This is a genomic window from Abiotrophia defectiva ATCC 49176 (genome assembly GCF_000160075.2).
In the GTDB taxonomy this organism is placed as follows: Bacteria; Bacillota; Bacilli; order Lactobacillales; family Aerococcaceae; genus Abiotrophia; species Abiotrophia defectiva.
Genome location: NZ_KI535340.1, coordinates 276,020 through 297,107, shown reverse-complemented (window position 1 = coordinate 297,107; position 21,088 = coordinate 276,020). Strand labels below are relative to the sequence as shown.

The window sequence follows — 21,088 nt, the reverse complement described above, 5'->3', positions numbered from 1 at the left end:
AAGTAAGAGCAACATTCCTTTCGGATGTTGCTTTTGCTTGAAATGGAGTATGATAAATGAGCAAAAAGCTTCAGTCTAAAGATGCCCTATATTTGGGGTCCATGCTTTTCGGTATGTTATTTGGGGCTGGCAACTTGATTTTCCCGGTTCACCTAGGACAAGAAAGTGGCGCTCTGGTAGGCCTAGCCGTGGTGGGGCTCTTGATTTCAGCCATTGGTCTGCCTTTCCTGACCATTCTCGCTATGGGAATGTCCAAAAGTAAGAGCGTCACCGAACTAGCCAATCGGGTCAGCAAGAAATTTGGGGCCGTTTTTACGGTCTTACTCTATTTGGTAATTGGTCCCTTATTTGCGGTGCCACGCTTGGCAAGTACATCTTATACCATTGGGCTAGCACCTTTTATCGAGTCGAGTCACCAGGGACATGGGCTTCTAATCTATTCTGTCATCTTTTTCCTAGTAGCGGGCTTTCTGTCTCTGAATCCGGGTAAGATTCTAGATTACATTGGTAAAATTCTCAACCCAGCTTTCCTACTGGTTTTAGGGCTACTTTTAACCCTGACAGTCCTCAATCCAATGGGGCAAGTCGGGCAAATGATGGCCCAGGGGCGCTATGCTCAACAAGCAATGGCGACTGGCTTTTTGGAGGGCTATCAGACCTTGGATGTGCTAGCGGCCTTGGCCTTTGGGATTGTCATGATTCAGGCTATGAATCGTTTAGGGATTGAGGAACCAGGAGAACTGGCACGAGGCATGGTCAAATCGGGAGCCATTAGTATCGTCTTAATGGGCTTAATTTATGGGCTTTTGGCCTATGCTGGGGCGACTTCCTTGGGACAATTCTCCATAAGTGCTAATGGTGGGATTGCATTAGCTCAGATTGCTAATCACTATCTTGGTTCAGCAGGCAGTATCCTTTTAGCCTTAATTGTGATTCTGGCTTGCCTTAAGACGGGGGTAGGGCTCCTGACCGCTTTTTCAGAGGCTATGGTAGAATTATTTCCTAGACTGGGCTACAAGCAATACTTGCTAGCGGTTAGTCTCTTGGCTACCCTGATTGCTAATGCCGGCTTGACTCAGATTATTGCTTGGGCAGTGCCGATGCTCATGTTTCTTTATCCTCTAGCCATTGTCCTAGTTATGGTCACCTTACTGTGCCGAGGTCGGGCAATCGATAGACTTTATTATCAGTGGGCTATGGCACTGACAGGGATAGTGGCGCTAATCGATGGCATTCAAGCCATGCCTGAACTAGCTTGGCTCTTGCCATTGAAAGTATTAGCCTCTACATTCGCTACTTATTTGCCCCTGAGTGGCCAAAGCCTAGGTTGGATTGTGCCTAGTTTGTTGGGTTTGGCTATTGCACATTGGCAAGTGAGACGAAAAGCATCGTAATAACATAAGTGAAAGAGCTTGGCTTGCCAAGCTCTTTTTTATATAAAAAAAGAGGGCAGGAACCCTAGTTCCTACCCAAATCCGTTAGTGCCGTTTGGTCATATAGATGTTTTGAACCCGCAATCTAAGCAGGTGGGCACCTAACGACTAACCGCTGACTACCAAGTGAAAAGGCCTGTCATAAGTCAGCCGAATTGGTTCCCTATATCTAAAGAAAAATGTTCGGTCAACACAGTGTATATGTCACGTACACCACAGATCTTCTATACTTTTATTATAGCACGACTTGCTGAATTTGCAAGTAAGCGCTCTTATTTTTTGAGGATTTCTTTAACTTTTTGATAGTAGTGAGCCAAGGCTTCTTCATACTTGCCGCTAGGGTCTGGTTGGAAGAATTGGCTGTGAGCTAATTCCTTAGGCAAATATTCTTGAGCCACGATATGGCCAGGATAGTCGTGGGGATAGCGGTAGTCAAGTCCTCGGCCCAATTTGTCAGCGCCTTGATAGTGACTGTCCCGCAAATGGTCTGGGACTGGGGCGACTTGTCCTTGGTCAACCGCCGCCATGGCAGCCTTGATAGCGCGATAGCTAGTATTGGATTTTGGGCTCAAAGCTAGGTCAATGACTGCAAAACCTAAGGGAATGCTGGCTTCTGGTAGACCTAGTTTTTCAGCGGCTTGAATGGCAGCAACCGTTCGTTGCGTGGCAGCTGGGTGGCCTAGACCAATATCCTCATAGGCAATCACTAGCAGGCGCCGGCAGGCAACCGTTAGCTCGCCGGCAGTCAGTAATATGGCCAGGTAATAAAGGGCAGCGTCGACATCGCTACCGCGGATGGATTTTTGTAGGGCGGAAATGACATCATAGTGGGCGTCACCATTCTTATCATGTTGAAGTCGGCGACGTCGCAAGCAATCACTGGCCACTGCCATGTCGATGATAATTTGCCCGTCTTGGTCTGGTTCAGTTGAGAGAACTGCTAGCTCTAAGGCATTAAGGCTTGTCCGAATGTCACCGCCCGAAACTTGGGCAAAATGTTCCAGAACGCCATCCTGGACTTGTACAGGGTACTTACCGAGCCCATGTTCTTGATCGGCTAAGGCCCGAGTCAAGCCAAGGCAAACCTGCTCAGGACTGAGGGGCTTGAGTTCAAAAATTTGCACCCGACTTCTAATGGCGGGGTTGATGGCGATATAGGGGTTCTCGGTAGTCGCCCCAATCAGAATAATCCGACCACTCTCCAGATGCGGTAGTAGGAAATCCTGTTTGGTGGTGTTTAATCGGTGAATTTCATCCAAGAGTAAGATAAGGGTGCCGGAAAATTTGGCTTCTTCTACTACTTGTTCCAGTTCTTTCTTACCATCCGTGGCTGCATTCAGGGTTCGGAAGGCATAACGAGTCGAACCTGCAATAGCGCTGGCAATGGAAGTTTTGCCGATGCCGGGCGGTCCGTATAGAATCATGGAAGTCAGGCGTTTGGCTTGCACCATGCGGTGGATAATCTTACCAGGGCCAACAAGGTGCTCCTGGCCAAGAATATCTTCCAGTTGACGAGGGCGCATGCGATAGGCAAGTGGTTGAAGCATGAGAGGCCTCCTTTCAATCAATTATCTGCCTATTCATCATACCGCAAAAGGCCTGAGGAGACAAATCTTCTGACCAAACTTATGGATAGGCGAAAGGCTGGGAGTGTGCTATAATAAGAAGGAAAGTCTAGTCTGAGAGGAGGAGGCCAAGATGGCGATTTATCTTGATTATGCAGCGACAACACCTGTACGTCCAGAAGTTGTCGAAACAATCACAAGCTCCTTATCCCAACTTTATGGGAATCCCTCTAGCACTTATCAATTGGGCAAGTCTGCCAAGTATGCGCTCAATCAGGCCCGTGAGGCCATTGCTCAGGATTTGGGCTTAGCCTCAGCTTCTTGCCTCTACTTCACGTCAGGGGCAACGGAAGCCAATAACTGGGCTATCTGGTCCCAGGCTCAAAGCGCCCTAGCAGCTGGTAAAGCCCGCCACATCGTGGCCTTAGCAGTAGAACATCCTTCAGTGGATTTAGCGCTCAAGCGATTAGAGGAAGAAGGCTGGGTTATTTCCTGGATTCAACCCCAAGATGGGGGCAGTGACCAAGACCTGATTGACCAATTTCTAGCGGCTAGTCAGGAAGATACCAGTGGCTGGGTAGCCATGGCGGTCAACAATGAAGTAGGCGCCATTTATCCCATTCTTGGATTGGCGCAAGAAGCTCGTCTGCGTGGTTACTTTTTCCATGTTGACTTGGTTCAAGGGATTACTAAACTACCTTGGCAACTAGACCAGATAGCTACATCTTGGAGTCTATCAGGCCATAAACTAGGTGGCCCTAAGGGGATTGGCTTACTCTACTTCCAAGCATGGCAGGATCAAGCAGGCTTGCAACCTTACTTGGTAGGGGGTGGGCAGGAAGCTGGCATGCGAGCTGGAACTGAGAATCTAGCCTATATTCAGGGCTTGGCTCAAGCTATCCATCTATCTCTAGCGGAAGCGGAACAGCGACAAGCGCATTTGGCAAACTTGGAAGCTTACTTCTTGGAGGAGCTAACTCGAGCAGGAATTGATTATCAAGTCAACCGTCCTCAGGCTCATCATTTGCCAGGCTTCCTTAACCTCTGGCTCAAAGGCCTCAAGGCTAGTCAGGTCTTAATCCATTTGGATTTGGCACAGATCTATGTTTCGGCTGGGTCAGCCTGTTCGGCAGGTAGTCTAGAACCGAGTCGTGTTCTTAAGGGTTACTATCCTGACCAGGAAGACCGGCAGCGTGAAAGTATTCGTCTGACCATGGGCTTGGGCCTAACGCAAGCAGACTTAGACCAAGTGGTCAAACAACTTGGCCTCTTAAAAGCAAGACAACAAAAGTAAACAAGAAAGGCGATGAATTATGGCATTCACCAAACAAGCAACCTTAAAAGGTTTTAACCGTACCTTCGAAATCAACCCAGCCTGCAAACCTTATACTTTGCGGGACAATGGCTTTACCGAGTCAACTGGCGGTAACTTCCAATACAAACGTCCTCTAGATAGCCATCACCGTGATGGCTTGGTGCTTAAGGTCTTGGTAAACAAGGACTTGAAGACCCTCAAAATCTCAACCGTTAATAACAAGGGCTTAACTGCAGTCGATGTAACCAAGTTAGCTCATAATGAAATGGTTGTAGAGAAGATTAACTTTATCTTTGACGGCTTTGTTGAGCGTAACGTTTTAACTGAAGTCTAGCCTAAGTGGGGAGAACGGGAGAGTGCTTTCGTTCTCTTCTTCTGTTATCAATTAAGCACACATGTCAGGATGCTCTGCCTTCCACGGAGTTATCCATAGAGAGAAAGAAAGGAAAAGAACAATGTCAACAAATGGAAAACGTGTCGTTTTGGGTATGAGCGGAGGCGTAGATTCTTCTGTCGCTGCCTTGCTACTCAAGGAGCAGGGCTATGAAGTTATCGGCCTCTTCATGAAAAACTGGGACGATACTGACGAAAATGGTCACTGCACAGCGACTGAAGACTACCAAGATGTAGTCAAAGTCGCGGAGAAAATTGGTATTCCCTATTATTCTGTTAACTTCGAGAAAGAATATTGGGATCGGGTCTTTGAATATTTCTTACGCGAATATCGGGCGGGGCGTACGCCTAACCCAGATGTGATGTGTAACAAGGAAGTAAAATTCAAGGCCTTCCTAGATTATGCTATGGAATTAGGGGCAGACTATATTGCCATGGGGCACTATGCTCGTTCGGAGCGAGATGAAAATGGGGTAGTCCACCTCTTGCGTGGCCTAGATAATAATAAGGACCAAACCTACTTCCTTAGTCAACTCTCCCAAGCCCAACTCCAGAAGGCGCTCTTCCCTTTGGGCCATTTGCAGAAGTCTGAAGTTCGTGCCCTAGCAGAAGAGGCCGGCCTGGCGACTGCCAAGAAGAAGGACTCAACCGGTGTCTGCTTCATTGGAGAACGGAATTTTAATGAATTTCTTTCCAACTACCTACCCAATAAGCCAGGTAAAATGGTGACCCTAGATGGTCAAGTCAAGGGCGAGCACATGGGACTCATGTACTATACCATTGGCCAACGTCAAGGTCTGGGAATTGGGGGTGGGGGCACTAGCAATGAACCTTGGTTTGTCATTGGTAAGGATCAGACGACGCAAACTCTTTATGTCGGTCAGGGCTTCCATCATCCAAATCTCTATTCAGACTATTTGACAGCCAGTGAAGTATCCTTTACAGCACCTAATTTGTCGGATGTGCCAGAAGAATTCCGTTGCACAGCCAAGTTCCGTTACCGTCAACAAGATATTGGAGTGACGGTTAAACTTAGTCAAGACAAGACTCAGGCGACCGTTATGTTCGATGAACCAGTTCGGGCCATTACACCGGGTCAGGCAGTGGTTTTCTATGATGGCCAAGAGTGTCTGGGTGGCGGTCTGATTGATGCGGCCTACAAAGAGGGGGTGCAACGCCAATATGTCTAAGGAGCAACTTCGTTGGACTGAGACTATTCCGACTGTCCAAGACTATCTAGATTTGCGCATTGCTACAGGCTTGGGGGCTATACCCCCTCAAGAAGTGGCTGAACGTGCGCTAGCTAATTCCCTCTATATGATATGTGCCTATCAGGGTCAGCGGCTCGTTTGTTTTGCCCGGATTGCTGGGGACGGTGCCTTATCTTATATCATCAATTCGGTCATGGTGGCACCTGAATTCCAAGGTCAAGGACTGGGTAAGGCCCTGATGCAAGCTGTCTCGGACTGGCTCATAGCTAATGCGGATGCGTCTGCTTATGTGTGCTTGATGGCCAAGGAACCGGCCGACCAACTCTATCAGCAGTTTGGTTTCCAAGCTATTCCAGGCAATATTGGGATGCGGTGGATTAAGCCCTAAGTCTCATTACATAGCGTTAAGAAAGGAGGCCGCTTATGGCTGAGCAAATACGTTTGATTGGCGAAGTTGAGTCGGTCTTCTTCGAAAACCCACAGAATCTTTATAAGGTGCTAAGGGTCAAGGTGTTAGAGTCTGACAGCGACCTAGTAAGCGAGGACTATGTTACCTGTACGGGTCAATTTGCCGCCTTGCATCTCGATACGGCCTATGAATTCTATGGCCAAGTGACCGTGCATCCGCGTTATGGAGAGCAATTTGCGGTTAGTCGCTATCAACAAGTAGCGCCGACCTCTGAGGCTGGTCTCGTAGAATTTCTTTCTAGTGCTCGCTTCACGGGGATTGGTAAAACTCTAGCCCAAAGGATTGTGGATCAGCTGGGATTGGAAGCCATTGATTTAATCTTGCAAGATCCTGACTGCCTCAAATCGGTCAAAGGCCTAACACCAGACAAACGCCAAGTGCTGGCCGAAACTCTGCGCCAACACCAGGGGACTGAACGCATCTTCTTGCAGTTAACAGAGTGGGGTTTTGGACCTAAGCTGGCGGATAAAATTTATCAGACCTTTAAGGACCAGACGCTGGCCACGATTGAGAACAATCCCTACGCCTTGGTAGCCAAGGTAGAAGGGGTTGGCTTCAATAAGGCTGATGCCTTGGCTGAGCAACTAGGTATTGAGGCTGACGCTGTCACACGTTTGGTGGCGGGACTCTATACGGCCGTATCCGAAGTTTGCTTGCGGTCAGGGGACACCTATGTCCAGCGACCACGCTTGCTGGCGCTTGCTACCAAGATTCTAGAACGTAGTCGGGCTTATCTGATTGAGGAAGAGCGCCTAGCAGAAGCCTTGGACTTGGCTATCTTGGAAGGGACGCTTTATTCCTTGGACCAAGGCATTATGTTGCCAAGTCTCTACCACGCGGAAATGGGCATCGTCCGACGTATCAGTGACTTCTTCCAGTATGAAGAAGTGGAGACTTTCAGCAAGACAGAAATTGAAGACAAGCTGGATCAAGTAGCCCGCGAGACGGGAATCAACTATGATGAAACCCAACGCCAGGCCATGATTCTAGCCATGCAATCGCCACTTTCGGTGATTACGGGTGGTCCAGGGACGGGGAAGACAACTCTGATACGTGGAATTTTGACGCTCCACCGGCTCTTGCATGGCTATCATCAGGGCGATTTGACCAATCCTTATCAGACTGGCCCCGTCTTGTTAGCAGCCCCAACAGGTCGGGCAGCTAAACGTATGCAGGAAATGACGGATATCCCGGCTTCTACCATTCACCGACTGATTGGTTTCAATCGTGAGACCACCGTGGAGGGCTTTGATCCGACGCCACTGGAAGGTCAGCTACTGGTAGTGGATGAAATGTCCATGGTGGATACCTGGTTGATGAATTGGCTCTGGATGGCTATTGGCTACCGAATTCAAGTCATTCTGGTAGGGGATAAGCATCAATTGCCTTCGGTAGGGCCAGGTAAAGTCTTTTCAGACTTGATTGAGTCTGGGGTGCTTCCTACTATTAGTCTGACTAAAATCTATCGCCAAGCCCAAGATAGTTCCATCATTCAACTGGCCCATCAGATTCGCCAGGGTCGCCTGCCTCAGAACCTTATGGAAAGACAACCTGACCGTTCCTTTATTCCATGTAAAACCCAGCAGGTAGCTCAAGTAGTGGAACAGGTGGTAGGCCACGCCTTGACTAGGGGCTTTGATGCCAATACCCTGCAGGTTTTGGCGCCTATGTATAAGGGACCTGCTGGTATTACGGCCCTCAACCAACTCTTGCAAGGACTCTTCAATCCGCCTAGTCGCAAGAAACCACAACTGGAGTATTTTGACCAAATTTTTCGTCTGGGAGACAAGGTGCTTCAGTTGGTGAACAATGCGGAAGAAGGCGTCTATAATGGGGACATCGGGAAAATCGTCGGTGTCTTCTCAGCACAAGCGTCTAACAGCGGGAGCGAAGAGGTCGTGGTGGCTTTTGATGACGATAAGGAACTGACTTATCGTCGATCAGATTTTGACCAGTTGACTCTGGCCTACTGTTGTTCGGTCCACAAATCCCAGGGGAGCGAATATCCCTTGGTTATCCTGCCTCTGGTTGATGCCTACTATCGCATGTTGCGCCAGGACTTGCTTTACACTGCAGTCACCCGAGCGCAGTCTAGTTTAGTCTTGGTGGGGGACCCGGACGCTTATGTCCAAGCGGTTAGTCAGGATCGTGACCTACGCCGTACCAATCTTAAAGACCTGCTAGAAGTTAAATTAGCGGGGCTGACGCAGGGAGAGAAGGTAGAGCAGGAGCCGGCTATAGAGCCGGATCAAGTTCCAAGCTCTGAGGCCGAAAAAGCTTTGGCCAGTGAAACAGCTCAGGCCTCGCCTCAAGCTAGTCCTGTGGCAAGTGTTTCGGTTGCGGTGCAATCAAGAGACTGGGCACCTAAGCAAGAAGAGTCCTTCCGCCTAACTCAGGATTCGATCGACCAAATTGATCCCATGATTGGCATGGAGGGAATCAGTCCTTACGACTTTGAAAGTCAGACTTGTTAAAGTCCTTTATTCTTAGCGAATAAGGGGCTTTTTTCATGCTTTGAGTTTGTGAAATAAACGCTACCAAGTGCAAAATAATTGTCTATTCTACTGAGCATGATATAATTTAGGTATACTATAACCGAGGAGGAATGACCATGTCATTTACATTACCAGCCTTGCCATACGCCTATGATGCGCTTGAACCAGCTTTTGACGCGCGCACCATGGAAATTCACCACACCAAGCACCACCAAACCTACGTTAACAACTTGAATGCCGCCTTAGAAGGTCACGCAGACTTGGCAGCTAAGTCTATCGAAGACTTAGTCGCTAACCTTAAGGATTTACCTGAAAGCATTCAAACAGCTGTCCGTAACAATGGTGGGGGTCACTTCAACCATAGCTTCTTCTGGGAAAGCCTACAAGCGCCAAGTGCAGAAGCAGCTATTCCTGCTGGCCTCAAGTCTCGCTTAGAAGCAGACTTTGGTTCTGTTGAAGCCTTCAAAGAAGCTTTTGCTAAGGCAGCTGCGACTCGCTTTGGTTCTGGTTGGGCTTGGCTCGTAGACCGTGACGGTCACTTAGAAGTCTTATCTACTGCTAACCAAGACACACCTTTAGAATTAGGGCTTAAGCCACTTTTAGGTTTAGATGTGTGGGAACATGCTTACTACCTCCACTATCAAAACCGTCGTCCAGACTACATCCAAGCCTTCTTCTCAGTAGTCAACTGGGATAAGGTAGCATCACGTTTGGGCTAATATTCGACTAGCGCATAGAGAAGCTGAGACTTAGGTCTCAGCTTTTTTGTATTAAGAGGTCACTTTACAGTGATGGTCGTTGCTAAAGTAAAGATGACTAGGAAAAGCAATTAATCTATTTTATAGAAAACTGTAGATTAGCTAATAAGGAATCAAGTGTGCAATAGGATTAAAGACTGGCTTAAGGAGAATAAGTAGAGGTATTCAAAAATAGAAGCATTTGGGGTATGAGCTATTCTAATAAATACTTCAATTACGAACATTGGCTTAGTAGGCAATAGATTTTATTCAATTGGGATAAAATTACCTTGAAAGTATGGAAGGAATAGAGTACAATCTAACTAATATTTAATGTTTTTTTAATCTAGACCTATTTTAGCATTGAGGAGGTCGCAAAATGTTCAAACTAGAGCTTAGGCACTTTATCAAGAATCATCGCTTTGTCTACTTACTCTTAATCTTGCCACTTGTGACCATGCTAGGACTAGGACTATATCGTGGACAGGTTAGTCATGACTTAGGACATCAAGAGCGTCAACAGGCCAATCGTTTGGCTTCAGATTTGAACTGGTCCATTTCCACTATGCAAAGGCAGGGGGTACCAGAGGATAATCCCCTTTTAGTTAGCTTGAAGGAAGCAGAAAAGACACGTTTTGATTACAGTGTGGCGGCCTATTATGAAGAATGGGATCGAGTGAACCAGGACAAGCTCTCTATATGGCGGACTTTATTGACCCTCAATAATCAGGGTAAGGAATTATTAAGTATCTCGCGTCAACAGATAGAAGCGGAATTACCTGTTATCGAATGGCAAGTTAATTACCAAATCGGTCGCTTGGATGTCAAGACAACGCGAGAATCCGGTTATCTAATGACACAACTCTCTCCTTATTTATTGGGGATTCCACTACTTTTGTTGTTCTCATATTTGGTAGGGCTTCCACTCCTAAGAGATTTCTTCGCTAATCAGCAGGCTTTTCTTAAAACCTTACCTATACCCTATAGTCGCTTGCTAAGCCGACGCTTAGGTGTATTCTTGTGCCTGGGATTAGGCTATGGTTTGTCGATAGCAGTTGGGTGGGCTATCTATCATGTTCTTTTTGACCAACTTCCCCTTACTGCTTTACTTCATTATCCTATGGCACCTGGTTGGCCACTGTGGCAAGGAATCTTGGCTCTCTTTCTATTCTGGTTAGGGCTGGTAATTCTTTTCTGGCTTATATTGCTACTTATTAATCGATGGGTACAGGAGCTTTTATTAGTTTGGCTAGGTCTAGGTGTGTCGGTTACTTTATTAGCTGAGTTTAGTCGCCTCTTTGATTTCTATCCTTTTTATTCTATTTTTAGTTACTGGGATATTTATGGTTTTGTATTACACCAGTCAAGCCTAGAAATTTTGTATACAGTGCTTATTCTTTTTGGTCTCTTACTTGGTGTCTGGCGGCTGATAGTAACCCTATCCTATGCAGTACTTAAACGTGGTCGAGCACGTCGCCGTTATGACTTATCTTCTAGCCGTTTCCAAACAAGTTTTGAATGGCTGAAGCTATTAAGAGGTCACCTTTGGTGGCAAATTTGCTTGTGTATCTTGGCCTTTTTTCTCTATTATGGGGTTTCACAGGGGATTCAGTACCACCAATTACAAGCAGCTAACATTGCGCAAAAATCTGAGTTGCTTAAGATTAATCTGAGTGATTATCGTCAGGCTTATCCAACGGAAGAACTCTATCAGTCAGCGCTAGCAAGTTTTCAACGCCAAGAAGTTCTTGTTGAGGAGCTTAAACAAGGGAAAACCAAGTTGGCCACGGAAATGGAATATGATGAACTGAAGCAGGATGTCGACTTCCTACAAGGTAAAGGTGATAGAACTCTATTACCAATCCGTGACTGGATTTTTATGCCGAATGCTTACATCAATTATCAGTTAGCTGAGTGGAAACGAAATTATGGGATTGATTTTCAGCTACCTGGTGGTCCATATTGGACGCTCTATATTCCAAATTATGAGCAATCACCAAGAAGTGGTGAGGACCAGCCACCACTTTCGATTGATATAGCAGTCTTTGAATCCTATCTAGCGCGTGTAAGCAAGCCTATGAAATCTTATACTGCACTAGGAATAGTCGGTAACTTATTTGAAGACCGTCTCTATTTAGGACTCTGGGTTATTTTAGTAATCTTTTTAGTTGCGCCTACTGTGCTAGATAAAGAAACCGGACGCTGGCGATTCCAGGCAACCTTGCCTCTAGCATGGAAGTATCTCGTTAAGTTGCGTAGACGCATAAGCTTTCAACAGGTGTTTCTGCTAATGCTAGGGTCAGTTATCTTACTTGCCTTGGCTGGTAGTTTAATTGCAGGTTTAGGTCATATTCAGTTGCCTCAGGTCAGATATTTAGTAGATGGCCAACAGTGGGGAGGTTTGATTGGTCAGCGCTTGCGTGTACCAAGTACCCATCAATTTTTTGAGATATTGCCTAGTTGGTATTACTATCTAGAGGCTTTCTTGCTGTTAGTTGCAGTGACTTACTTTATTAATAGCCTTTGCCATTTTGTGGCTAGATGGATTAAGTCGACTGCAATCTATATTAGTTTAGTCGCTGGAATCTTAGGTGTTGGTTATGGGGCAACTCTCTTATTGCCGAGTCTGGCACAGGCTATGAGTCCCTTCCGTTATTTGGATTTAGCCCCGGTATTGGACGGACGCCTCTCTGTTTCTTTAGGTCAAGGTCTTTTGACTCATTGGACGGGCCTAGTAGTCTGTGGTCTTACAGGTTTGTTTTTGAATATGTGCTTGCACTCTACTCTGAAAGGACGTGACCGTATATGATTGAAGTGAAAAATCTGAGCCTTGCCTATGGCAGTAAGGCGATTTTGAAGCAAGTCAATTTTCAAATTGAGACAGGGGAAGTAGTAGGCTTAGTGGGACCTAATGGTGCAGGTAAAACGACTTTACTGTCAGCCTTAACGGGCTTATTGCCATATTCGGAGGGACAAGTAAAGGTAGCTGGGCTTTACATGCCAGCAGGCAAAGCCCTATATCGTAAGATTGGGTTCATGCAAGATAATAGTGTTCTCTATCCACAGCTAACGGGCTACGACCACCTTCAGTATATAGCCTTAGCCCAGGGATTCTCCAAAGAGAGCATTATTGAAACGGCTGAAAGAGTAGGAATGATAGGGTATTTAGATCAAGCGGTGGGGACTTATTCCTTGGGAATGAAACAACACTTGCTCTTTGCCTGTGCTATTCTCCACCGGCCACAAGTACTCTTTCTGGATGAACCTTACAATGGCTTAGATCCTACTAGCCTGATTCGGATTCGTGAGTTAGTGATGCAACTTAATCGCGAAGAGGGAATGACGGTATTGATTTCTTCGCATAATCTTGACGAAATCGACCGAATGACTCGTCGAATTCTATTCGTCAAAGAAGGCCAAATTATTGAACGCACTTTGGCCCAAAGTGAAACGAGTGACTATGTGGTAACTGTTCAAGAAAAGTTAGCCGATGATTGGATTCGTCGCTTATCGGATCATAGCTTTCTTGTATCTGCCTCTCAACTGAGCCAAGCTTTAGTTGGTTTGGAACGAGCGGGATTGACTCTGATAGGAGTGGAGCCTCGCCAGTTTGGCAGTGAACAGGTCTACCGTGAACTTTTCCAAGTGAAATGATGATAAAAAGGCAAGCAAGCTATCTAGCTACTTGCCTTTTATTGCTATCTGGGGCAAGCTCACTACTTGAAAACACGAACAAATTTTCGTATACTAGAGGAGAAGTATGACAGGGGAGAGGAGGGGCATCATGCGCTATGGGATTTTAGAGTTTAAGGATCCGGTGCCGGACACATCGCGTAAGATACTGCATGTGGATATGGATGCCTTCTATGCCAATGTCGAGGCGCGGGATAATCCAGCGATTGCTTATAAACCTATTGTGATTGCCAAGCATCCTAAGTTAACCGGTGGTCGGGGCATCGTCTCTACTTGCAACTATAAGGCGCGCGAATATGGTATTCATTCGGCCATGACAGCTGCTGAGGCCTTCAAACGCTGTCCCCATGCGGTCTTTATTGCAGGCGATTGGTCCCACTATCAGGAAGTGTCTCAGCAGATTCGGACGATTTTTGCCCAGTACACGGATTTGATTGAGCCCATGTCCCTAGATGAGGCCTATCTGGATGTGACCCATAATAAGCTAGGCATTCAAAGTGCGACCCACTTAGCCCAGCGCATTCAAGCTCAGATTAAGGCAGAACTCAATCTGACCTGTTCAATCGGGGTGTCCTATAACAAGTTCCTGGCCAAAATCGCCTCTGACTACCGCAAGCCCTTTGGCATTACGGTGGTGACACCTGACCAAGCCTTGGAATTTTTAGATGACCTACCCATTGATAAGTTCTATGGGGTGGGGCGGCAGTCAGTACCTTATTTTCACCAGAGGGGGATTATGACAGGGGCGGATTTGCGAGCAATTGAATTAGAAGACCTGATTGAACATTTTGGGAAAATGGGTAAATCCCTCTACTACAAGGTGCGCGGGGTCCATGATGCGCCGGTCCAGCCCCATCGTGAGCGCAAGTCTATTGGTAAGGAAACTACCTTCATTCAGTTTCTGGCGGAAGAAGAGGGAGTTCTAGATGCCTTAACCCAGCTGACCAAGCGGGTGGTGGAAATCTTAAAAGCCAAGAATTTCCATGCCCAGACTGTGACGCTTAAGATTCGCTATGACGATTTCGAGACCTTAACGCGTCAACTATCCTTGGGTTCTCCTAGCCAAGATGTGGAGGTGATTAGCCAGGCGGTGCAGGAGCTCTGGGAGCTTCATGGGCATCTGCATAAGTCTGTCCGACTGCTAGGTGTCTCAACGGCAGGGCTGATTCAGTTGGATAAGGTCCATACGCAATTATCTTTTGAAAAAATGTAAAACAGGTCTGTTACTTTTTAAAATAACTGTTATAATATGAAGTATAACAGTTATTTTTGTGTCTAAAGAGAAGGTGACGATATGGCAACCAAGCATGATTTGATTATCCAATACATTGAATCCCTCCCCATCGGGGATAAAATCTCGGTTCGAGGGATTGCCAAGCATCTCAAGATGAGTGAAGGGACGGCCTACCGGGCCATTAAGGACGCCGAAGTACTAGGGATTGTCTCGACCATTGAGCGGGTTGGGACCATTCGCATTGAGAAGAAGCAAAAATATTCGCCGGAAATGTTAACCTTTGGTGAAGTGGTGCAAATTATTGAAGGGGAAGTCCAAGGCGGCAGCCAAGGGCTGACCCAACACCTGTCTAAATTCATCATCGGGGCCATGACCAAGGATGCCATGGAGCGTTACTTTACCGACGATTCCCTAATTATTGTGGGGAACCGGGAAGACGTCCAACTCTTTGCCTTGGAAAAGGGCGTTGCGGTGCTCATTACCGGGGGCTTCAAGGCGAGTGATCAAGTCATTAGTTTGGCCAATGAACGCAATTTGCCGGTGATTTCCACTACCTTCGATACCTTCACGGTAGCGACCATCATCAACCGGTCCATGGCGGATCAGATGATTAAGAAGGAAATCATGACCATTCGGGATATCTACACACCATTATCCCAGGTGCCACTTCTAGCGCCAAGTGATTCGGTAGCTGACTTCAATCGCTTGATGGAAGAAACGGGACAGGAACGTTTTCCTGTCTGCTATAACCAACGTCTGATTGGGGTTGTGGCTGCTAAGGATGTCCAAGGTAAGCAAGAATCCATTCAGTTGGAGCGGGTCATGACCAAGAATCCGGTGACTGTCAAGACACATATGTCGGTGGCCAGTGTCTCGCACAAGATGATCTGGCAGGATATCGAGATGATTCCGGTGGTAGAAGATAACCTCCAACTGCTTGGGGTGGTGACGCGCGAAGAAGTCTCCAAGGCCATTCAAGTGGTTCAACAGCAACCCCAAATGGTGCATACTTTTGAAGAAGACATTACGGCCCAGTTAGAAGTTGCCAGTGAAGTGACGGACTATGATTTCCAAGCCTTCGTACAACCTCAAATGATTGGCAACTTCGGGACTATTTCCTATGGGGTTCTGACGGAGCTGATTGCCCAAGTGACGGATCGCAAGGTCTTTGAGTTGACCCATCTCAACAGTGTCATCGAGAAGATCGACCTTCATTATTTCAACCTCATTCAAATCGGTAATGAAATTCAATTTAAGGGCCATGTCTTCAACCACAACCGTCGGGCGGCCCTGACCCAGGTGGATGTTTTCCACGAAAATAGCCTGGTGGCCAAGGCCATTATTACCAGCCAAATGATTGAACGCAATTAAGTTTAGCGAGTAAGGAAGTAGAAAACTACTATGTATATTGAACATCACGAGGCGCAAGCACTCCTCCAATTAATTCAAGCAACCCAAACCATTATCATTCACCGCCATGTGAGACCTGATCCGGATGCCATCGGTTCCCAATTAGGACTCAAGTCTCTGATTGAATCCACTTTCCCTGACAAACGCGTCTTAGCGGCGGGCACGACGACCCAAGGGCTCAAGTGGATTGGCGCCATGGACAAGGTGTCAGCCGCCGACTACCAAGGCGCGCTGGTTATTGTCTGTGATACGGCCAACCAACCCCGGATTGACGGCGATCATTATTACAAGGGGGCGACTTTGGTTAAAATTGACCACCATCCGCCGGTTGATGACTACGGGCAACTTCAAATTGTCCATCCGATTGCCAGTTCCACCTGCGAAATCATTGCCGAAATCAGTCGTCATCTAGGGGACCAGCTACCTATGCAGGATCAAGCTGCGCGCCTGCTCTATACTGGTATGGTGTCTGATACGGCTCGCTTCCTATATGAGTCAACCACTTCACGGACCTTGGAAGTTGCCGCATGGCTCAAGCAATATGACTTTTCATCCTTTGAGATTAGTGACCGCTTTATGCGATTGAGTTTTGAAGAAGCCAAATTCCAAGGACATATCTTTGAGACCATGTCCATTAATGAAGCTGGTGTCGCTTGGGTGACCATTAGCCAAGAAGACATTAAGACTTTTGGTATTAGTGAAGAGCAAACCCAGATTGCGGTGACCTTGCCGGGGCGTATCGAAGGCGTCCTGTCTTGGGTCATCTTCGTTCAACAAGAAGGCAATGGTGACCACTATCGTTGCCGTATTCGTTCCAAAGGGCCTGTTATTAACGGCATAGCAGCCAATCACGATGGAGGTGGCCATCCTATGGCTAGTGGTGCTAATGCCCATAGTTTAGCTGAGCGTCAAGCTATTGTGGAAGAGTTAGCGCAAGCCGTTCTAGCATATCGCCAAGAGATTGAGCAAGAAGCTTAACATGGTGAAGAAAACCCATTATATCATATATGATATAATGGGTTTTTTGTGTCTGGAAAGTAGGAGCTAGTGGTCCACTCGACAGAGTGGACCACTGGCGCGTCAAGAAAGTGGCTGAATTCCCTCAAAAAGCCACAAATGTCCGGAGCCAGTGGTCCACTCGGCGGAGTGGACCACTGGCGCGCCAAGAAAGTGGCTGAATTCCCTCAAAAAGTAGTCAAGTCCAAAATCCTGTGTAAAAATATGTAGGCTGTCCTATAGCTTATTTGCGTTTGGTGAAGTTGACCAGGAAGGGGCGCGCATTGGCCTGCCAAGCATCGTTTAGATCAATGAGGATGGCGCCAATTAATCGCTCAGCAGAAGCGACATTAGGATAGACGCCAATGACCTTATCCCGCCGTCTGATTTCACGATTCAAACGTTCGACAGAATTGGTAGTCCGTAAATTGGGATGGTAAATCTCAGGCTCCATCATAAACTGAACGGCATCTTCAAAGCCCTCATCTAAAACCTTTAAGGCCTTCTGATAGCGAGGATTATCCGCGACAGAAGCCTCAAAAGCTTCCTTGAGCCGCCGTGCATGTTCAGCGGTGGGCGCCTGGAATATGGCCTTCAACTTAGCGCGTGCTTCTAGACTTCCTTTTCTGGGGATGGTCTCGACAATGTTGGACAAGAAATGAAAGACGCAACGTTGCCAAGGCACCCCGACAAAACAGTGCTGGATAGCGGCTCTGAGTCCGGAGTGAGCGTCTGAAATAATCAGGGTAGGCTGGCTCAAACCACGGGCTCGCAGGGACTGAAGGAAGGTCAGCCAAGCCTCTTTGCTTTCTTCTTCTGACACCCAAAAGCCGATGATTTCACGCTTGTTGGCCTCGTTAACGCCTTGGGCAAGGTAGACTGCCTTGGATACCACACGACCCTCTTCACGCACCTTAATGTAAAGGGCATCGAGGTAGAGATAGCGGAAGTGGCTGTGGGTCAAGGTCCGATTTTTGAAGGCTTCAATCTCAGGATCCAACCGCTTCATTACATCGGACACAAAGGACTTGGAGACCGTCTCGCCACACAGTTCTTGTACGATTTTAGTGACTTTGCGTGTCGAGACCCCATTGACCACCATCTCCATCATGGAGAGCAGGAAGGCCTGTTCGTTGCGCTGATAGCGTTCAAAGAGCTCGGTTTTGAACTCGCCAGAGCGCGTGCGTGGGACTTGTAATTTGAGGGTGCCGATGGAGAGCGTCCATTGACGTTCATAGTAGCCGTTGCGATAGTCTTGGCGCTGGTCGGAGCGTTCATGAGGTGCGGCCTGGATAAACTGGTGGCGTTCTTCTTCCATGTAGGCATTGAAGACGGTAATCGCCAGCGACTTCATGAGTGTGTTCATGTCACTGTTTAAAACTGCCTCTGTTAATTCTTCAAGTTTTAGGTTAATATTAAGGTAAGTCATGGTAATCTCCTCTTTCAATGTTTTCGGACAACTACATTGTACCAGAGATTACCTGGCTTTTTCTTTTTACACAATTATAGGGACTTAATCCAAAAAGTCACAAATATCCAGAGCTAGTGGCCCACTCGGCAGAGTGGACCACTGGTTCAAAAATAGCAAAAAAAAGAGTTTAGGCTCAAGTCCTAAACTCTTTTTTATCTTATTTAAGGAGCCATTCGAAGCCATCACGGGATAAGAGGTCATCGGCTTCTTGAGGGCCATGACTGCCAGCTAGATACTGGGCAAGTGGTGTCTCAGTATCGGCAGTCCAATAGGCTTGAATATTATCTAAGAATTTCCAGGCTGCAGCTACTTCACACCATTGAGTAAAATGTTCGCGATCGCCTTGGCTAGCTTCGAAAATTAAGCGGGCGTAGTCATCTGGACTTTCTGCCAATTCTTCTGAATTGTAGCGGAAGCTGAGTGGTACGCGGTGGCTATCTTGGCTGTAGCCGATGGCTTTGGTGTTGAGCCAGAGCGTGTAGCCCAGGTCAGGGGCAATTTCAATGCGGAGATGGTCGCCTTCAAGGCCTTCTTGGGTTGGACGATAGAGGACATCCACCATGGTTGCCTTCTGATTGAGACGCTTGCCGGTCCGCAGATAGAAAGGAACGCCTTCCCATTCTGGTAAGTCTAGTGTCACTTTGGCTGCAAAATAGGTCTCAGTCCGTGAAGCAGGATCGACACCTTCTTCTTCTAGATAGCCCTTGAGGTCGCCTTGAGCGCTGTATTGGCCACGAACTACACTTGCTTGGCATTCTTGGGCGTCAGCATAGTGATGTAGGTTGGCTAGGCTACGATATTTTGCTGACTGAATATCTGCTGTTTTGTTGGAGGCAGGTTCTGCCATGGTCAGCAGGGCGAGCAGTTGGAGTATGTGGTTTTGAACCATGTCACGGCTAGCGCCAGAGTGGTCGTAATAGCCTGCTCGTTCTTCCACCCCCACCATTTCAGGTAGGGAAATTTGGATGCTGGCAATATGATCCTTATTCCAGGTATGACGGAAAAGTTGGTTGTGGAAACGCAAGTGGTAGAGGGCTTGGACTAGTTCTTTACCCAGATAGTGGTCAATGCGGTAGATTTGCGATTCATCGAAGGCCACATTGAGTTTGTCTTGCAATTCTTGGGCAGAAGCTAGGTCGTGTCCAAATGGTTTTTCGATAATGAGGCGGTTAAAGCCTAATCCCAAAAGACCTTGTGATTTAATGTGCTCGGCAATAATTGGGAAGAAGGTAGGCGACATGGACAGATAGAAGAGGCGGTTACCTTGGGTTTGGTAAGTAGCATCAAGTCGGTCTGCCAAATCTTTGAGTTGATCATAGTGTTCAGTATTTTGAACATCGTGGGAGAGGTAATAGAAGTGGGAGGCGAATTCCTGAACGTGATCAGGGCTAAGTGCCTGAGCACCCACACTGTCTACAATGACTTGACGAAAATGTTCATCAGACCATGGACGACGGGCAGTCCCAATCAGAGCAAAATTCTGAGATAGACGGCCACTGCGATAGAGTTGGTAAATAGCAGGGTAGAGCTTGCGGAAAGCCAAGTCACCCGTTGCCCCAAAGAGGGTTAAAAGGATAGGTTGTTCTTTCATGGGATACCTCCAATTCATTCACTTGTATTATAACCTATCAAGCGCAGATTAGACAATGTAGGTGCTTAGATCAAGCAATTTTTTTAGTCCTAAGTTCCTCTTGCGAGAAAAGGGTGGACTGGGTATAATAAAGGAACACATGGCTCAGAGACCTGTGACATTATATGATGAGCAATATCATGTTATAAGGAGGCCTTTCGCCTATGAAAGATTTTTTGACAACTACTCAGTCCGCGCCGCCTGCCATTTCCTTGGGTTGGTTCTTGATCATTGTCGGACTTTTGGTCGTACTCGGTTGGACAACCTTACGAAAATATCGCGATCCTGCCTATGTTAAGACCTTCCGCATTATGCAAATTATTCAGTTGACGGTTCTCTACACCTGGTATGTGGTTTATTCCCTACCTATCTCAAATAGTTTGCCACTTTATCATTGTCGTTTGGCCATGTTTGCCTTGGTTCTATGGCCAGGTAAATCGCGTTTCAAGCAATATTTCGCTTTACTCGGGGCTAGTGGTGCCTTCTTTGCCTTGGTCTATCCGGTTTTCGACCCCTATGATTTCCCGCATGTTACCAGCTTTTCTTTCTTAGTGGGACACTACGCCTTGTGGGTCAATGCCCTTATCTACCTCTTCAAAAATTATCAACCTAATCTACTCAAGCGCTGGCAATTGGCAGTTATCACTTTGGCGATTAATGCCGGTTTAGTTCTGGTTAATATACTGACAGGTGGCAATTATGGCTTGCTCAGTGAACCACCTTTTATAACGGGTAGCCCACTCTGGGTGATTTATTTGGCAGTCAGCCTGGTCCTAATTGCGGCCCTACTTGTAGCAGACTTCTTAGTGGCCAACTGGAAGGCCAAACAAGCCTTAAGACCTCAGGAAATTCATCTTGAAAACTAAGTTTCAAGCACCTAGTTAGCTAGGTGCTTTTTATATGGCTTTAGAAGTGGTTGATTGGATGACTTATAAAATATGTATAAAGCCTTAAACTTTAAGCAATCCTACTAGCCTAAGGCTTCAGGGATAGGCTATAATAAAAGAAGTGAAAAAGGCCTGCAAAAAAAATGCGA

16 protein-coding genes and 1 other RNA gene are annotated in these 21,088 nt (G+C 46.9%); 13 read left to right on the top strand and 4 right to left on the bottom strand.

Going from position 1 to position 21,088, the window contains the following annotated elements; all coding sequences use genetic code 11:
• Nucleotides 1-56 precede the first annotated feature (56 nt).
• Complete coding sequence (gene brnQ / locus GCWU000182_RS01345; protein ID WP_023390934.1) at nucleotides 57-1,394, top strand: branched-chain amino acid transport system II carrier protein; 1,338 nt, start codon at nucleotides 57-59, stop codon at nucleotides 1,392-1,394.
• A gap of 74 nt (nucleotides 1,395-1,468) precedes the next feature.
• Here the strand turns inward: brnQ and ssrS are convergent.
• Nucleotides 1,469-1,658, bottom strand: a non-coding RNA gene (gene ssrS, locus GCWU000182_RS09745) — 6S RNA.
• Nucleotides 1,659-1,705: 47 nt separating this feature from the next.
• A complete protein-coding gene (locus GCWU000182_RS01340; protein WP_023390933.1) occupies nucleotides 1,706-2,980 on the bottom strand; it encodes a replication-associated recombination protein A in 1,275 nt (424 codons plus the stop codon).
• Between the two features lie 151 nt (nucleotides 2,981-3,131).
• Between GCWU000182_RS01340 and GCWU000182_RS01335 the strand changes: the two genes are divergently transcribed.
• From GCWU000182_RS01335 to GCWU000182_RS01285, 11 genes are all read left to right on the top strand, one after another.
• Nucleotides 3,132-4,292, top strand: coding sequence for a cysteine desulfurase family protein (locus GCWU000182_RS01335; RefSeq protein WP_023390932.1), 1,161 nt, complete (start codon nucleotides 3,132-3,134; stop codon nucleotides 4,290-4,292).
• Between the two features lie 19 nt (nucleotides 4,293-4,311).
• The gene (locus tag GCWU000182_RS01330) at nucleotides 4,312-4,647 is read left to right on the top strand and encodes a hypothetical protein (RefSeq protein WP_023390931.1); all 336 of its coding nucleotides are present in this window, start codon (nucleotides 4,312-4,314) and stop codon (nucleotides 4,645-4,647) included.
• Nucleotides 4,648-4,768: 121 nt separating this feature from the next.
• Nucleotides 4,769-5,896, top strand: coding sequence for a tRNA 2-thiouridine(34) synthase MnmA (gene mnmA / locus GCWU000182_RS01325; protein ID WP_023390930.1), 1,128 nt, complete (start codon nucleotides 4,769-4,771; stop codon nucleotides 5,894-5,896).
• On the top strand, nucleotides 5,889-6,305 hold the full coding sequence (locus GCWU000182_RS01320; protein ID WP_023390929.1) for a GNAT family N-acetyltransferase: 417 nt from the start codon (nucleotides 5,889-5,891) through the stop codon (nucleotides 6,303-6,305). The genes mnmA and GCWU000182_RS01320 overlap by 8 nt, the downstream gene beginning before the upstream one ends.
• Before the next feature lie 35 nt (nucleotides 6,306-6,340).
• Complete coding sequence (recD2, locus tag GCWU000182_RS01315; RefSeq protein ID WP_023390928.1) at nucleotides 6,341-8,860, top strand: SF1B family DNA helicase RecD2; 2,520 nt, start codon at nucleotides 6,341-6,343, stop codon at nucleotides 8,858-8,860.
• Nucleotides 8,861-8,997: 137 nt separating this feature from the next.
• A complete protein-coding gene (locus GCWU000182_RS01310) occupies nucleotides 8,998-9,600 on the top strand; it encodes a superoxide dismutase (RefSeq protein ID WP_035363867.1) in 603 nt (200 codons plus the stop codon).
• 397 nt (nucleotides 9,601-9,997) lie between these two features.
• Entirely contained in the window at nucleotides 9,998-12,427 is a 2,430-nt protein-coding gene (locus GCWU000182_RS01305; protein WP_023390926.1) for a hypothetical protein, read from the top strand.
• Complete coding sequence (locus tag GCWU000182_RS01300) at nucleotides 12,424-13,272, top strand: ABC transporter ATP-binding protein (RefSeq protein ID WP_023390925.1); 849 nt, start codon at nucleotides 12,424-12,426, stop codon at nucleotides 13,270-13,272. Before GCWU000182_RS01305 ends, GCWU000182_RS01300 begins: the two co-directional genes overlap by 4 nt.
• A gap of 130 nt (nucleotides 13,273-13,402) precedes the next feature.
• Nucleotides 13,403-14,524 carry a DNA polymerase IV gene (gene dinB / locus GCWU000182_RS01295; RefSeq protein WP_084796471.1) on the top strand — a complete coding sequence of 374 codons (1,122 nt, stop codon included), beginning with the start codon at nucleotides 13,403-13,405 and terminating at the stop codon, nucleotides 14,522-14,524.
• Nucleotides 14,525-14,605: 81 nt separating this feature from the next.
• Entirely contained in the window at nucleotides 14,606-15,916 is a 1,311-nt protein-coding gene (locus GCWU000182_RS01290) for a DRTGG domain-containing protein (RefSeq protein WP_023390923.1), read from the top strand.
• Between the two features lie 30 nt (nucleotides 15,917-15,946).
• The gene (locus GCWU000182_RS01285; protein ID WP_023390922.1) at nucleotides 15,947-16,933 is read left to right on the top strand and encodes a DHH family phosphoesterase; all 987 of its coding nucleotides are present in this window, start codon (nucleotides 15,947-15,949) and stop codon (nucleotides 16,931-16,933) included.
• Between the two features lie 262 nt (nucleotides 16,934-17,195).
• Here the strand turns inward: GCWU000182_RS01285 and GCWU000182_RS01280 are convergent, their stop codons facing one another.
• Both GCWU000182_RS01280 and zwf read right to left on the bottom strand, forming a co-directional pair.
• Nucleotides 17,196-18,380 (bottom strand): IS256 family transposase, encoded by a 1,185-nt coding sequence (locus GCWU000182_RS01280; RefSeq protein WP_023390920.1) that lies wholly within the window; start codon nucleotides 18,378-18,380, stop codon nucleotides 17,196-17,198.
• A gap of 199 nt (nucleotides 18,381-18,579) precedes the next feature.
• Nucleotides 18,580-20,013 (bottom strand): glucose-6-phosphate dehydrogenase, encoded by a 1,434-nt coding sequence (gene zwf / locus GCWU000182_RS01275; RefSeq protein ID WP_035363864.1) that lies wholly within the window; start codon nucleotides 20,011-20,013, stop codon nucleotides 18,580-18,582.
• 203 nt (nucleotides 20,014-20,216) lie between these two features.
• Here zwf and GCWU000182_RS01270 point away from each other — a divergent pair, with 203 nt between their 5' ends.
• Entirely contained in the window at nucleotides 20,217-20,918 is a 702-nt protein-coding gene (locus GCWU000182_RS01270; protein ID WP_023390918.1) for a YwaF family protein, read from the top strand.
• Nucleotides 20,919-21,088 lie beyond the last annotated feature (170 nt).

Coding starts and splice junctions, on each gene's coding strand:
- brnQ (WP_023390934.1), top strand. CDS start 57: ATGAGCAAAAAGCTTCAGTCTAAAGATGCCCTATATTTGGGGTCCATG.
- GCWU000182_RS01340 (WP_023390933.1), bottom strand. CDS start 2,980: ATGCTTCAACCACTTGCCTATCGCATGCGCCCTCGTCAACTGGAAGAT.
- GCWU000182_RS01335 (WP_023390932.1), top strand. CDS start 3,132: ATGGCGATTTATCTTGATTATGCAGCGACAACACCTGTACGTCCAGAA.
- GCWU000182_RS01330 (WP_023390931.1), top strand. CDS start 4,312: ATGGCATTCACCAAACAAGCAACCTTAAAAGGTTTTAACCGTACCTTC.
- mnmA (WP_023390930.1), top strand. CDS start 4,769: ATGTCAACAAATGGAAAACGTGTCGTTTTGGGTATGAGCGGAGGCGTA.
- GCWU000182_RS01320 (WP_023390929.1), top strand. CDS start 5,889: ATGTCTAAGGAGCAACTTCGTTGGACTGAGACTATTCCGACTGTCCAA.
- recD2 (WP_023390928.1), top strand. CDS start 6,341: ATGGCTGAGCAAATACGTTTGATTGGCGAAGTTGAGTCGGTCTTCTTC.
- GCWU000182_RS01310 (WP_035363867.1), top strand. CDS start 8,998: ATGTCATTTACATTACCAGCCTTGCCATACGCCTATGATGCGCTTGAA.
- GCWU000182_RS01305 (WP_023390926.1), top strand. CDS start 9,998: ATGTTCAAACTAGAGCTTAGGCACTTTATCAAGAATCATCGCTTTGTC.
- GCWU000182_RS01300 (WP_023390925.1), top strand. CDS start 12,424: ATGATTGAAGTGAAAAATCTGAGCCTTGCCTATGGCAGTAAGGCGATT.
- dinB (WP_084796471.1), top strand. CDS start 13,403: ATGCGCTATGGGATTTTAGAGTTTAAGGATCCGGTGCCGGACACATCG.
- GCWU000182_RS01290 (WP_023390923.1), top strand. CDS start 14,606: ATGGCAACCAAGCATGATTTGATTATCCAATACATTGAATCCCTCCCC.
- GCWU000182_RS01285 (WP_023390922.1), top strand. CDS start 15,947: ATGTATATTGAACATCACGAGGCGCAAGCACTCCTCCAATTAATTCAA.
- GCWU000182_RS01280 (WP_023390920.1), bottom strand. CDS start 18,380: ATGACTTACCTTAATATTAACCTAAAACTTGAAGAATTAACAGAGGCA.
- zwf (WP_035363864.1), bottom strand. CDS start 20,013: ATGAAAGAACAACCTATCCTTTTAACCCTCTTTGGGGCAACGGGTGAC.
- GCWU000182_RS01270 (WP_023390918.1), top strand. CDS start 20,217: ATGAAAGATTTTTTGACAACTACTCAGTCCGCGCCGCCTGCCATTTCC.